13 protein-coding genes are annotated in these 13,450 nt (G+C 66.9%); 12 read left to right on the forward strand and 1 reads right to left on the reverse strand.

Going from position 1 to position 13,450, the window contains the following annotated elements; translation table 11 throughout:
• Positions 1-251 precede the first annotated feature (251 nt).
• The 3 genes from ppk2 to I55_RS12950 all read left to right on the forward strand — a co-directional run bounded on the left by ppk2 (position 252) and on the right by I55_RS12950 (position 1,898).
• Complete coding sequence (gene ppk2 / locus I55_RS12940; protein ID WP_044561041.1) at positions 252-1,139, forward strand: polyphosphate kinase 2; 888 nt, start codon at positions 252-254, stop codon at positions 1,137-1,139.
• A gap of 112 nt (positions 1,140-1,251) precedes the next feature.
• Positions 1,252-1,497, forward strand: a complete 246-nt coding sequence (locus tag I55_RS12945; RefSeq protein WP_044560983.1) for a type II toxin-antitoxin system Phd/YefM family antitoxin — start codon at positions 1,252-1,254, stop codon at positions 1,495-1,497.
• On the forward strand, positions 1,497-1,898 hold the full coding sequence (locus I55_RS12950; protein WP_044560984.1) for a type II toxin-antitoxin system VapC family toxin: 402 nt from the start codon (positions 1,497-1,499) through the stop codon (positions 1,896-1,898). Before I55_RS12945 ends, I55_RS12950 begins: the two co-directional genes overlap by 1 nt.
• A gap of 61 nt (positions 1,899-1,959) precedes the next feature.
• On the opposite strand, the gene I55_RS12955 is transcribed toward I55_RS12950, so the two are convergent.
• On the reverse strand, positions 1,960-2,754 hold the full coding sequence (locus I55_RS12955; RefSeq protein ID WP_252181124.1) for a class II aldolase/adducin family protein: 795 nt from the start codon (positions 2,752-2,754) through the stop codon (positions 1,960-1,962).
• A 141-nt stretch (positions 2,755-2,895) separates the two neighbouring features.
• On the opposite strand from I55_RS12955, the gene I55_RS12960 reads away from it, so the two are divergent.
• The 9 genes from I55_RS12960 (at position 2,896) to I55_RS13000 (ending at position 13,415) form a co-directional block, all read left to right on the forward strand.
• Entirely contained in the window at positions 2,896-4,704 is a 1,809-nt protein-coding gene (locus I55_RS12960; RefSeq protein WP_044560985.1) for an ankyrin repeat domain-containing protein, read from the forward strand.
• Positions 4,705-4,707: 3 nt separating this feature from the next.
• Positions 4,708-5,391 carry a Crp/Fnr family transcriptional regulator gene (locus tag I55_RS12965; protein ID WP_044560986.1) on the forward strand — a complete coding sequence of 228 codons (684 nt, stop codon included), beginning with the start codon at positions 4,708-4,710 and terminating at the stop codon, positions 5,389-5,391.
• Between the two features lie 9 nt (positions 5,392-5,400).
• Positions 5,401-6,312 carry a LysR family transcriptional regulator gene (locus I55_RS12970; protein WP_044560987.1) on the forward strand — a complete coding sequence of 304 codons (912 nt, stop codon included), beginning with the start codon at positions 5,401-5,403 and terminating at the stop codon, positions 6,310-6,312.
• Positions 6,313-6,381: 69 nt separating this feature from the next.
• Positions 6,382-7,806, forward strand: coding sequence for a 3-isopropylmalate dehydratase large subunit (gene leuC / locus I55_RS12975; protein WP_044560988.1), 1,425 nt, complete (start codon positions 6,382-6,384; stop codon positions 7,804-7,806).
• Positions 7,806-8,420 (forward strand): 3-isopropylmalate dehydratase small subunit, encoded by a 615-nt coding sequence (gene leuD, locus I55_RS12980; RefSeq protein ID WP_044560989.1) that lies wholly within the window; start codon positions 7,806-7,808, stop codon positions 8,418-8,420. Before leuC ends, leuD begins: the two co-directional genes overlap by 1 nt.
• A gap of 98 nt (positions 8,421-8,518) precedes the next feature.
• Positions 8,519-9,847, forward strand: coding sequence for a 2-hydroxycarboxylate transporter family protein (locus I55_RS12985; protein ID WP_199902576.1), 1,329 nt, complete (start codon positions 8,519-8,521; stop codon positions 9,845-9,847).
• A 118-nt stretch (positions 9,848-9,965) separates the two neighbouring features.
• On the forward strand, positions 9,966-10,433 hold the full coding sequence (locus I55_RS12990; RefSeq protein WP_044560990.1) for a VOC family protein: 468 nt from the start codon (positions 9,966-9,968) through the stop codon (positions 10,431-10,433).
• Positions 10,434-11,002: 569 nt separating this feature from the next.
• Complete coding sequence (locus tag I55_RS34430) at positions 11,003-12,109, forward strand: retroviral-like aspartic protease family protein (protein WP_159107186.1); 1,107 nt, start codon at positions 11,003-11,005, stop codon at positions 12,107-12,109.
• 730 nt (positions 12,110-12,839) lie between these two features.
• Positions 12,840-13,415, forward strand: coding sequence for an RDD family protein (locus tag I55_RS13000; RefSeq protein WP_044560992.1), 576 nt, complete (start codon positions 12,840-12,842; stop codon positions 13,413-13,415).
• Positions 13,416-13,450: the final 35 nt, after the last annotated feature.

Below are 13,450 nucleotides of genomic sequence, written 5' to 3' on the forward strand. Positions count from 1 at the left end.
ACGATCTTGCCGCCGTCACTATCATAATGCAAGCCTCATAAGAGACACGCACATTGACATGGCGCAAGGATGGGGCGCCCCATTCGGGGGGAATGTCATGGGCAGGAGCCGCAACGGTTCACCCGCGCACATTCCCCGCGCACACCACTGGGAGGCCTGATGCCATGGCCGGCAAGTCCAAGAAATACGCGAACCAGAACAAGCAGGCCGTCACCAACGGCGGCGAGGCGGGCGAGCCCGCCCCGGAGGAGATGGCCGACATCAGCCCGGCGCCGCCGCTGAACGGCGAGATCCTGCGCAACGCCAAGGAGCATAAGCGCATCGAGGACCGCTGGAACATCCTGGGCCCCGGCAAGCCCGGCCGGCCACCCAAGCATTACAAGTACATCGATGAGATGGCCCGCCTGCAGTTCGAGCTGCTGAAGCTGCAGGAATGGGTGCGGATCGAAGGCCTGAGGGTGGTGGTGCTGTTCGAGGGGCGCGACGCCGCCGGCAAGGGCGGGGTCATCAAGCGCATCACCGAAAGCCTGAACCCCCGCATCTGCCGGGTGGTGGCCCTGGGCACGCCGACGGAGCGGGAGAAGGGCCAGTGGTACTTCCAGCGCTATGTCCAGCACCTGCCAGGCCCCGGCGAGATGATCCTGTTCGACCGCAGCTGGTACAACCGGGCCGGCGTGGAGAAGGTCATGGGCTTCTGCAGGGAGGATGAGTACCAGGAGTTCCTGCGCGCCTGCCCGCTGTTCGAGGAGATGCTGGTGAAGTCCGGTATCATCCTGATCAAGTACTGGTTCTCCGTCAGTGATGAGGAGCAGGAGAAGCGCTTCACGGAGCGCATGCATAACCCCATGAAGCGCTGGAAGCTGTCGCCCATGGATCTGGAGTCGCGCGGCCGCTGGGTGGAGTATTCCAAGGCCAAGGACGTGATGCTGGCCCACACCGACCACAAGCTGGCGCCCTGGTACATCGTCGACGCCGACAACAAGAAGAAGGCGCGCCTGAACTGCATCGCCCACCTGCTGCACCAGATTCCCTACAAGGATCTGAGCCCGGTGGAACTGCCCCTGCCGCCGCGCCAGCCGGACAACGGCTACACCCGCCCCAAGAAGTCCAGCCAACATTGGGTGGATGAAGGGTATTGAAGGGGACTGCCCAGCCTCGCCGTTGACACTGACGGGCCTGCGCGGATTGATGTTTGGCTTCTTTCGTATAAAATCAGATTGGTCAATTTGACTGGTCAGAAAGTGAAAGACCATGCGCGAAGTTCAATCATCCGAAGCCAAGGCCCATCTTCCCCAGATTTTGGATGAGGTGGAGCGGGGCGAAACCATTGTCATCACCCGACATGGCCGGCCCATCGCCCGCCTCATTCCTGAGGCGGAGAGCCGGCGGGAAGAGATCGACCGCGCCATCGAAGGCATCCGTGGCATTCAGAAGAGGACCAGCCCCGTTTCCTTGGACGAGTTGCTGGCAGCCCGTCACGAAGGGCATAAATATTAATGCCCTTCGTGATTGACGCGTCCGTCGCCGTCTGCTGGGCCTTCCCGGATGAAGATCACCCTGTCGCCTCCCGGGCCCTGGAGCGAATCCGCACGGACCGCGCCCACGCCCCCAGCCTCTGGTGGTTTGAGGTGCGCAACACGCTGATTGTCAGCGAGCGCCGGCAGCGGCTGACACAGGAAGATACGACAGGCTTTCTGCTTCGGCTCACACGGCTTGGCGTGATTGTGGATCGCACACCGGATGAGGGCACGGTGCTGGCCCTGGCGCGCCGGCACCGTCTCACCGTCTATGACGCGGCCTATCTTGAACTGGCGCACCGCGAGGGTTTCGCGTTGGCGACACTCGATACCGATCTCGCCAATGCCGCCCGTGCCAGTGGTGTGGATCTTCTTTCCTGAGCGGTGCGTCTGCCATTTGACAGACGCACCACCAGGCGATCCTACTCAAACCTCCTCGGGTTCAGTCCTGATATCCCGGCAGCTGCCGCGCCAGCCGGCGCAGCAGGGCCGGCCAGACCAGCAGGTTGGCCGCCTGTGACACGCCCATGCGGCTGATCTCGATGTTGCGGTCGATGGCTTCTTGCGCGGACGGGTAAAGCGCCCGGCCCATGGTCAGGGTGCGCACCTGCATGGTGCAGGCCCGTTCCAGGAAGTACATGCGGGTGAAGGCCTCCGCCACCGTGCGGCCCACGGTCAGGGTGCCATGGTTGCGCAACAGCATGGTGTTGCGGGTGCCCAGGTCGTGCTGCAGGCGGGGGCGTTCATCGTGGTTGAAGGCCACGCCTTCGTAGTCGTGATAGGCCAGGTCGTCGATCACCAGTTGCGCCGTCTGGTTCAGGGGCAGCAGCCCTTCCTCCAGCGTCGACACCGCCGTGCCGTCAGCGGTGTGCAGATGCAGGACGCAGCCCGCGTCCTCACGCACCTGGTGCACGGCGGAATGGATGGTGAAACCCGCCGGGTTCACCGGGAAGCCGGTATCCAGCACCACCTTGCCGTCCAGGTCGATCTTCACCAGGCTGCTGGCCGTGATCTCCTCGAACAGCATGCCGTAGGGGTTGATCAGGAAGTGGTGCTCCGGCCCCGGCACGCGGGCGGAGATGTGGGTGAACACCAAATCGTCCCAGCCGAACAGGGCCACCAGGCGATAGGCGGCCGCCAGGTCGACGCGCAAGCGCCATTCCTCGGCCGAGACGCGGTCACGCAAGCTGCCGAGTGCGGCGGCGGGCGGGGCGGTGGTGGGGGCGATGTCGGGCATGCGGGTCCTCCCTGGATTTTTGTGATACGGGCACCCTACGCCCGCCGCGCGCCCAAGAATGTCGCGGATTTGACAATTACCCCCGTTGTCCCCCGAGGACACTTGCGCTAGCCATGGGGGCCGCAACCAGGGTTTGAAGCCATGCGCCGTCTGTGGGTCCTCACCGCCGCCTTTCTGCTGTCCCAGTCGATCACCGGCCAGGGACGCGCGGCGGACGGCCCCAGCTTCGACTGCGCCAAGGCAGCGAGCCCAATCGAAAAGCGCATCTGCGCCGATCCGGACCTGGCGGCGCGGGACCGGAGCCTAGCGGCCGCCTATCAGCATTTGCTGGACGTCAGCGGTCCCCGGCATAGACGCGTCACTCTCAGCCAGTGGCTCTGGCTGCGGCAACGGACCCGTGAATGCCCGCCGGCAGCGGGCCACGTCCTGACCACCTGCTTGGCCGAGAGTTACGAAAGCCGAGAATCGACACTTAATTACTGGACGACGGGCATACGCGAGCGCCGCCATCCGGATCCAAGCGACATGGACATCATTTCACAAGCATTCGCCGTCATGGCCGATAATCCGGCCATGGCCGAGAAGATCCTGCGGGCGTACGACACGCCCCGGGCCAAGATCGGCCTGGCCATGATCCTGCGGCTGGCGACGCCCAGGCCAGCGGCGCATGAGACGGAGATACGCGCTCTGCTGATCCAGGCCAGCACGAAGCCTCAGGATGCCCGGGACGACGCGGAGGGCCCGGACGCGATCCCATGGGAATTCCTCACGCACCTGGCGGATACTGCGGCCGGCTATAGGGGCGACATTCACAGCCTGATCCCGTTCATCCAGCTGGCTGGCCACGACGTCGAGCTTCCGTGCGCGTGGCTGAAACGGAACCCCGAGCTTTTGGACGGTTTGGAAAAGGAAATATACAGCGGGATAGATCGGTTCACGCCATCTGCGAGTTGCCCTGACCCCGAATTTCCGGCCAGCTTTCAGAAATTGAATGACATGGTCCTGGGGTATGACGGCGGCTATTTCGCGGGCTGCGGCATGTCAAACCCGCTGAATACCATCCGATCCTGGATGACCAGCAAGCTTATCCTGATCTCACAGGTTGCCCCCCGGTATTGGATACAAAAGGAACGGGCGGTTTCCAAAAACCACCAACGCCCATGGCTCTTGAACCTGGCGGACGTGCCGTTGCAGGGATGGTCCACCCTGGGGACCTGGAACCATGCGCAGTACCAGCAGGTTCGTGAGCAGTTCCTTGCCACGCGCCAGGATCTGGCCCGCTATTATCAGCACGCCTTCGCGCTGCCGGAAGGGGACGCCCTCGAAGCCGCCCATTCCAATCTGATATCGAATTTCTGGTGGGCCATTGCTGGCGGCCCTCCCATCAACGTGGCCATCATGGATGCCGACGCCAAACCGTCGCTGGCGGATCTGCTGGCGGCAGGCGAACCGGTGGAGGTGAAGGGCGAGCCATTGCTGTCACTGGCGGTGGTGCGGCCGGAGGCCATTACGCCCCTGCTGGCCGCACACGCGCCAGTGGATGCGGTGAACCCCATGGGCAAGACGCCCCTGATGACGGCGGCCCAGTTCAACAGCTTGGATGCAGCCCAACTGCTGTTGAAAGCTGGCGCCGCCGTGAACCTGCAAAGCCTGGCGCCCGAGGCGATCGAGGATAACAGCGCCGTCCCGGACAGCGGCGCCCTCCAAGGCTGCGCGCCCTATCACATCACCCACGGCCAGCGCACCGCCCTGATGTACGCAGCGGCCAATGCCGGGCTGCCCGTCATCCAGGCCTTGCTGGCGGCTGGTGCCGACACTACGCCGCGCGACAGCCAGGGCGCCACGGCGCTGGATTACCTGGAGGGGCGCGGACCCGTGCCCGCCAACCCGCTGCTGACTGGGGACGAGCGGGAAACGGCCCGCCGCCTGCTGGCCCCACCGGCGCATTAGCCCATGGACAAGCGGGCGGCGGCCCAAGTGCTGGAGGGGCGGGGATGGCTGGCGGAGCAGCCGGCGGACCTGCGTGCGGAGATCCTGGCGCGGGGGCGGCTGCGCGCCTACCCCGACGGCCAGGCGGTCTATCGTGGCGGTGACGCGCCGGATGGGCTGTACGCGCTGGTGATAGGCCGCATGCGCCTGGCCACGGTGCAGGAGGACGGGCGGGAAGTGGTGATCCTGCATGCCGGACCGGGGCATTGGTTCGGCGAGGTATCCATGGTCGATGGCCTGCCTCGGGGCCAGACGGCGGTGGCCAGGGGCGACAGCGTGGTACTGCACCTCCCGGCCCAGGCCTTCGCCGCCATCGTCGCGGCCGACCCAAGCCGCTGGGCCAACTTCGCCGGCATCCTCAGCCGCCATCTGCGCCAGGCCACCCATTATCTGGGCGAGGTGCTGGCCCTGCCCACACCGCAGCGCACCGCCCGCCTGCTGGCCCTGCTGTGCCGGCTGGAGGAGGCGGACACGGCCGGCCCCGTCCATCTGCCGTTGTCGCAGGAGGATCTGGCCGGCATGCTGGGCCTCAGCCGGCAGACGGCCAACCGGGCGCTGGGCCGGCTGGAGCGGGCGGGCCTGGTGCGGCGGGGCTACGGCGGCATCGAGGTGCCGGATCCGGGCCGGCTGGAACGCTATACGGATTAGGGGCGGGGTATGGAAATCGCGTGGCTGGAGGATTTCCTGGCGGTGGTGGCGCACGGCGGCTTCTCCCGCGCGGCGGAGAACCGCAACATCACCCAGCCGGCGCTGAGCCGCCGCATCCGCGCGCTGGAGGACTGGGTGGGCACCCCCCTGTTCCACCGCACCACCCACAGCGTGGAACTGACCGCCGCCGGCGACTCCTTCCAGGTGACGGCGGAGGAGACGCTGCGCCGCCTGGCAAGTGGCCGGGATGAGGCGCGGGAAGTGGCGCAGGGCCATGCCGAGCTGCTGCGCTTCGCCGCCACCAACGCCCTGTCGCTGACCTTCTTCCCCGCCTGGCTGCGCCGGGTGGAGGCGACGCTGCCCTTCACCATCAACGTCCAGATGGTGGCCAACCATATGGAGATCTGCGAGCGGATGATGATCCAGGGACAGTCGCAGTTCCTGCTGTGCCATCACTACCCGGCGGCCAGCACCCTCCTGGCGCCCGGGCAGTTCCGCTCCGTCCACATCGGCGATGACCTGCTGGTGCCGATCAGCGTGCCGGATGAGACGGGCGCGCCACTGCACGCCTTGCCGGGCCGCCCGGACGCGCCCGTGCCCTATGTCGCCTATCGCCCGGAATCCGGCATGGGGCGCATCGTGGCGGCGGCGCTGGAGACGGCCCTGCCCGCCACCAGCCTGAAACCCACCTTCACCTCGCACCTGGCCAAGCTGCTGGTCACCATGGCGCTTGACGGGCGCGGCCTGGGCTGGTCGCCCCTGAGCCTGGTGGCGGAACATCTGGAGCGGGGGGAGCTGGTACGCGCCGGCGACGAAAGCTGGGACATCCCCATGGAAATCCATCTCTACCGCTCCCGCGCGCGTCAGTCCGCCGTGGCGGAGAAGTTCTGGGCACACGTGGCGAGTGGGATCGCCGCATAAGTTTATAACCAGACGGCATTGGGCGGATAGCGGCCTGGCTTCCATAGTCGACTCCATAGGGAGAAGCCCATGCCGCGAACGCTGTACGACAAGATCATCGACGCCCATACCGTCTGCCCGCTGGATGACAGCGGACAACTGTTGCTGTATGTCGACCGCACCATCCTGAACGAGTACACCAGCCCCCAGGCCTTCAGCGGCCTGCGTGAGGCGGGGCGCACGGTATGGAACCCCTCCGCCGCCCTGATGGTGGTGGACCATGTGAACCCCACGGCCAGCCACCGCACGGCGGAGGTGGCGGACAGGGAGGCGGCGGGCCAGATCGCCTATTTCCGCGAGAACGCCCATGACTTCGGCATCGAGCTGTTCGACATCCTGGACCCGCGCCAGGGCATCGAGCATGTGGTGGCGCCGGAACAGGGCCTGGTCATGCCGGGCATGGTGGTGGCCGCCGGCGACAGCCACACCACAGCCTATGGCGCGCTGGGCGCGCTGGGTTTCGGCATCGGCACCTCGGACATCGAGCATTACCTGGCGACCCAGACCCTGGTGTACCGCCGGCTGAAGACCTTGCGCGTGGTGGTGGACGGCGATCTCGCCCCCGGCGTGACGCCCAAGGACCTGGTGATGGAGATCATCCGCCGTATCGGCGCCGACGGCGCCACCGGCTACGCCGTGGAATTCGCCGGGCCGGCCATCGCCGCCATGAGCGTGGAGGGCCGCATGACCGTCTGCACCATGATCGTGGAAGCCGGGGCCCGCGGCGCCGTCATCGCGGCGGATGAAAAGGTGCTGGCCTATATCCAGGGCCGGCCGCGCGCGCCCAAGGGGCTCCTGTGGGACCAGGCGGCGCAGGCCTGGCTGGCCCTGAAGACCGATGATGACGCCGTCTTCGACCGCGAGGTGCACCTGGCGGCGCAGGACGTCGCCCCCATGGTGACCTGGGGCACCAGTCCCGACCAGGCGGCCGTCATCACCGCGCACGTGCCCGCCCCCGACAGCGAGGCCGATCCCAGCCGCCGGGCGGCGCTGAGCCGCGCCCTGGATTACATGGGCCTGGCGCCAGGCGCCCCCTTGGATGGCATCGCCATCGACCACGCCTTCATCGGGTCCTGCACCAACGCCCGCATCGAGGATCTGCGCGATGCCGCCCGCGTCCTGCGCGGCCGGCGGGTGGCGGCCGGCGTGCGGGCCATCATCGTGCCGGGGTCGACCCAGGTGCGGGCGCAGGCCGAGCGCGAAGGCCTGGACCGGGTGTTCACCGCCGCCGGTTTCGAGTGGCGGCAGTCCGGCTGTTCCATGTGCCTGGCCATGAACGACGACGTGCTGAAACCCGGCGACCGCTGCGCCTCCAGCACCAACCGCAATTTCGAGGGGCGGCAGGGCAAGGGGGCCCGCTCCCACCTTATGAGCCCGGCCATGGTGGCCGCCGCCGCCGTCGCCGGCCGTCTGGCCGACGTCCGCGAATTCACCCCGTTTGAGGAGGTCGTCTGATGCAGCCCTTCATCCGCGTCACCGGCCCGGCCGCCCCCTTCCCCCAGCCCAACGTCGACACCGACGTCATCATGCCCAAGCAGTTCCTGAAGGGCGTGGACCGCAAGGGGCTGGACCGGGGGGTGTTCTTCGACCTGCGGTTCGGCGCCGACGGCCAGACCCGCCCCGACTTCATCCTGAACCGCCCCGGCTGGGAGGGTGCGCGCTTCCTGGTGGTGGGCCCCAACTTCGGCTGCGGCTCATCCCGCGAACACGCCGTGTGGGGCCTGGCGCAGCTGGGCATCCGCGCCCTGATCGGCACCAGCTTCGCCGGCATCTTCAACGACAACTGCCACCGCAACGGCATCCTGACGGTGACGCTGCCGGCAACGTTGGTGGAGGACCTGATGGCGCGGGTCAGGCGGCCGGACGCCAACGGCCTGACCATCGACCTGCCTGAACAGGCCATCACGGTCGACACCGACGGCCTGACCATCCCCTTCGCCATCGACGCCGTGCGCAAGGATGCCCTGGTCCAGGGGCTGGACGGCGTCAGCGCCACGCTGGCCCGCCACGCCGCCGCAATCCGGGCGTTCGAGGGGGGCCACCGCCAGGCCAATCCCTGGTTCTTCTGACCCTCTGCCCCCCACCGCCTGTCCTGCCACCCCGCGCCCCGCCCTGGGGCACGGCACCGGCACCCCTTTGCCAAAACAATAATGGGAGGATACGCCCCGTGACCGAGATCCCCGCCGCCATTCCCGAGGCGCCATCCGCGCTGGGCCGCATCGCCGCCGTCCGCATCGGGCCGCTGCCCCTGCCCGTTTATGGGGCGCTGTGCGCCGTCACCATCCTGGCCGCCGCTTCCGGACGCCTGCCCAACGACGTCATCGGCGGCCTGTCCGTGCTGATGCTGACCGGCTTCCTGCTGGGTGAGCTGGGCGCGCGGCTGCCCGTGCTGCGCACCATCGGCGGCCCGGCCATCCTGTGTCTGTTCGTGCCGGCGGCCCTGGTGGGCAACGGCATCGCCAACGCCGCCATGGTCAAGGCGGTGACCACCACCTTCAAGACTGCCAATTTCCAGTATTTCTATATTGCCTGCCTGGTGGCGGGCAGCATCCTGGGCATGCCGCACCGGGTGCTGGTCCAGGGCTTCCTGCGCATGTTCGTACCCCTGCTGGGCGGCACCCTGGCGGCCCTGGCCGTGGGCATCTGCGTCGGCCTGGTGTTCGGCTACACCCCCGCCCACACCTTCTTCTTCATCCTGGTGCCCATCCTGGGCGGCGGCCTGGGCGAAGGGGTGCTGCCCCTGTCGGCGGGCTATGCCGAGATCCTGGGCCGCCCACAGGCGGACCTGATGGGCATGATGGTGCCTGCCGCCCTGCTGGGCAACGTGGCGGCCATCATCGGCTGCGGCCTGCTGAACCGCTTCGGCCAGCGCAACCCACGCTACAACGGCAACGGCATGCTGGTGCGCTCCGGCGCCGACCGGGAGCTGCTGGCGGCCCGGGGACCCGACCGTCCCATCGAGCTGCGCCTGATGGGCGCCGGCCTGCTGCTGGCCTGCGGCCTGTTCATCCTGGGCACACAGCTGGCACCCGTGACCGGCATTCCCGCCCCCATCCTGATGATCGTCGGTTCCGCCCTGCTGAAGCTGACCCGCATCCTACCGGCGGAGATGGAGCTGGGCGCCTATCAGATCAACCGCTTCATGTCGACCAACCTGACCTTCGCCATCCTGGTGGCCATGGGCGCCCTGCTGGTGTCGTGGCCGCAGCTGGTGGGGTCCTTCACCATCGGCTATGTTACCATCTGCACCGCCACCGTGGCCGCCATGATCGCCGCCGGCTTCGTCATCGGCCACAAGATGCGCATGTACGCGGTTGAGGCCGCCATTGTCACCGCCTGCCACAGCGGCCTGGGCGGCACCGGCGATGTGGCCATCCTATCGGCGTCCGACCGCATGGGCCTGATGCCCTTCGCCCAGATTTCCACCCGCATCGGCGGGGCGGCCATGGTGGTCATCGCCACCGTGCTGCTCAGGGCCCTGGGCGGCGTCTCCTGAACCCACGGCGTCGCGAAAGGGTAATGAATGGATAGGCGGTGGGTGGGCCCCCAAGGGTGTAGAATGGCCGCCGCCTTCCCCAGGAACGGCCGCCATAACGAACAAGGAGAGCCCGCCCATGACCGCCGCCGACCCCCGCCATCCCCTGCCCCACCTGACCGTGGACAACGCCGCCGCCGCCATCGACTTCTACGTCCGGGCCTTCGGCGCCACCGAGGCCGCGCGCCACCTGACCCCGGACGGCCGCGTCCTGCACGCCAGCCTGGTCTTCCCCGATGGTGGCGTGCTGATGCTGAACGACGACTTTCCCGAATACGCCGGCGGCCGCAGCCGCGCGCCCAAGGCCGTGGGCATCTGCTCCATCACCCTGCACATGACCGTGCCGGACGTGGACGCCGCCTGGGAAAAGGCCGTCGCCGCCGGCGCCACCATCGCCATGCCCTTGGCCGACCAGTTCTGGGGCGACCGCTATGGCAAGCTGACAGACCCCTTCGGCCAGGACTGGTCCCTGTCCAGCCCCGGCCGCAAGCCGTCGGCGGAGGAGATGGCCCAGGTAACGGCCGAGATGTTCCCCAAGCAGGACTGACACCCCTTCTTGCTGTGCCCGGCGTTGGAATACGTGGATTGGGGCATTTGGGCGCCGGGGCCGGCTGGAACGGTACCGGGGCCAATCTCCCTGCCGCACATCGGGAGCGGCCACGCGGGAAGGCATGCGGCAGATAGTTGCAGTGCCGCATGTTTCACCTTCCGCGACCCAGACGCGACATGGCAATATTGCGCATGGCGGCGCACGGTGCGGCGGCCTTGGGGGAAGTCAGATTGTGGCGATGGGGAACCGGGTCCCGTTTGGGGGGCCGGCGCGGCTGTGGTGTCGGGGGATGCCAAACCGCCTGCCTGACAGTGGCCCTGGCATGGGTCTGCCCGGCGGCGGGACCGGCCAAGACCATGATTGTGTCCTGCTGCGCCCTGCCGGGCGACCCATCCTTGGACGTCTCCCTCTCTCCGCTGCAGCCATACCGGCCACCGCGCTTGGATCCCCACCCCTTCCCTATTGTGACCGGGGAAGCGCCAACGCGCGATCCACTTCGGCTCCCTTGGAGCCCTGGCCGCGCAAGCGGCTGGTTCGCCCCTTTCAAACGAGAGATACGCAAAGGCATGAGCTTGCTTCGCCATAGCCCCGCGCGCCGCGTCGCGGCGGCCGCGTTATGTCTGACCCTGGCCTGCGTCGCGCCCGGTCGGCCTGGCGGCGCCCAAGCAGGAGAGAAGGAAAAGTGTCAACTGCTGCGCGTGGGTACGCTGAAGCTGACCATGGACGCCAACATGCCCCTGCTGGATGTCGGTGTGAACGGCCATAACGGTTATCTGATGATGGATACCGGCGCCGCCTATGGCATGGTCACCAAGCCGGCGGCGGAGCGGCTTCAACTCCGCTACCATTGGGTTCCCGGCATTTATATGGAGGGCGTCGGCGGCAGGGTCAGCGTCCAAGAGAGCAGGATCGACGATCTGCGGCTGGGTGATTGGACCGCCCATCACATCGACTATCCCGTCTTCACCAACCATGACCTGTCCGACAACCCGGACATCTTCGGCGTCATGGGGGAGAATTTCCTGTCCAGGTTCGATCTGGACATCGATATCGCCCATAACAAGGTCAGCCTGTTCGAGCCCAAGAATTGCGATGACATCGCCTTGGCCTATTGGGGCGATACTTACAGCGAGGCGGAGATGAACCGCTTCTCCAAGGACAGCCCGAAGATCTGGTTGAAAGTCCTGCTCAACGGCGAGGAAATCCGCGCAATCCTGGATACAGGCGCGTCCACGTCGGTGTTGACAGAGCGCGCGGCGGCGCGGGCGGGGCTGACGCCGGAAAGTCCGGGCGTGAAACGCAGCGGCAAAGCGGCAGGCATCGGCGACGATCAAGTGGAAGACTATGTCGGCGTCTTCGACAGTTTCCGGCTGGGGGATGAGGAGATCAAGCATGTGCGCCTGCGTTTCGGCGACCTGTTCAGCCGGGGTGGACGTGACGTGCCGGAGATGCTGCTGGGCCTCGACTTCCTGCGCGCCCATCGCCTGTTCGTTTCCCACAGCCAGCGAAAAATCTACTTCACCTATCTGGGTGGCCCGGTGTTCCAGGTGATGGGACCGCGCCTGCGTCGGGCGGAGCCCCTGTCCGAGGGAGCGGCGGAAGGCGCGGAAGGCTCGGCGACCAATCCCGCCGATGGCACCCCCGTCGGCCCCGAGGCCCGCCCCCACGGCTGACCGCCAACGATGGGCGTCCCCCACAAGGCGACGCGCTGGAAGGCCTGTGCGCTGGTCGGCGGGCGCATGCGACCCGCCCACTGAACAAGCCCAGGCCCCCACGGACGGCCCGATGGACGGCAGCCCCCCCTGAGCGGGGCCAGCCCATGGGAACAGGCGTGAACCAGGGGCACGGCGACAGGCCGCGCCAGGACGGACCATCAAGGGCATGACGTCACGGCGCGTCCCGAGCGGGAATCAGGCCGCGGGTGGGCACGTCCCTGGGCGAAAACCTCCTGTCCCGGTTCGTCGATGGGTGGACCGTCCAAGCGCGGCGGACGGCCGCGCGTTCCTTTGGCACGGCGCCAGCCGCCGATCATAAGTTGATTGGAAGCCGACGGCACATCAAATCGGCGACGCCGATTGTCAGAACTCATCACATGTTGACGATAGTCAAGAAACTATCATTGAGAGTCACTTGCCATCGCAAGGATGCAATGATAGGAGTCGTCACACAATAATTACAGCGCCGTTTATTTGGGGATGAACGGGCCATTAATTCGGCAGTTCCCCCTATCCAAATGTAAACGGCGTTTTAATGCGGATTATATTGTGGGCGATGCCGTTGCCCTTGGGCCCCGCCTCATTCCAGGCGGTGACACTTTATCCGTGTGACGGCACTGTCCTTCCTGCCACAGGGCCTTTATCCTGCAAGGGTCTATCCCATGGGATTGCCGCCTGGAGGGGTCCTTTGAGCACCGACGCAGCCGTACCCGCCCACCCCCTTGCCGATGCTCTTCCCCCTGGATGGACCTATGGCGGTTTCTGGCGCCGGGTCCTGGCGGCCGTCATCGACGGATTGATCCTGTTCGTGGCCTCACTGGCCCTGGCCGTGATCTTCGGCTATCCGCTGGCGCCTGGCGTCGGTGACGGCGCGCAACCGGCGGCGGTGACTGGCCTGCCCACGGCGGCGGTAGTCAACATCGCCCTGTACCTCGGCTATCACACAGCCTTCGTGGCCAGCGGCATGCGGGCCACGCCCGGCAAGCGGTTCATGACCCTGGTGGTGGCCCTGCCCGATGGCGGCCGGGTCAGCGCGGGCATCGCCTTCGCCCGCATCGGCGTGCAGGAACTGATCTCCACGCCCCTGGTCGTCCTGCAACCCCTGGCCAAATCGGCACCGTTGCTCTACGGCGGCCTGGCCCTGGTCCTGTGCGTCGCCCTGCTGGTCAACTACCTGATGGTGGCCTTCGCCCCGGAAAAGACCGCCGGCCACGACCGCATCTGCGGCACACGCGTGTTCAAGACGCCGGATAGCGACGTGTGATGTGATATCTGAGGGGCGCTGGAAATCCCTCCCAT

It is taken from the genome of Azospirillum sp. B4 (assembly GCF_000333275.1).
Classification (GTDB): Bacteria; Pseudomonadota; Alphaproteobacteria; order Azospirillales; family Azospirillaceae; genus Nitrospirillum.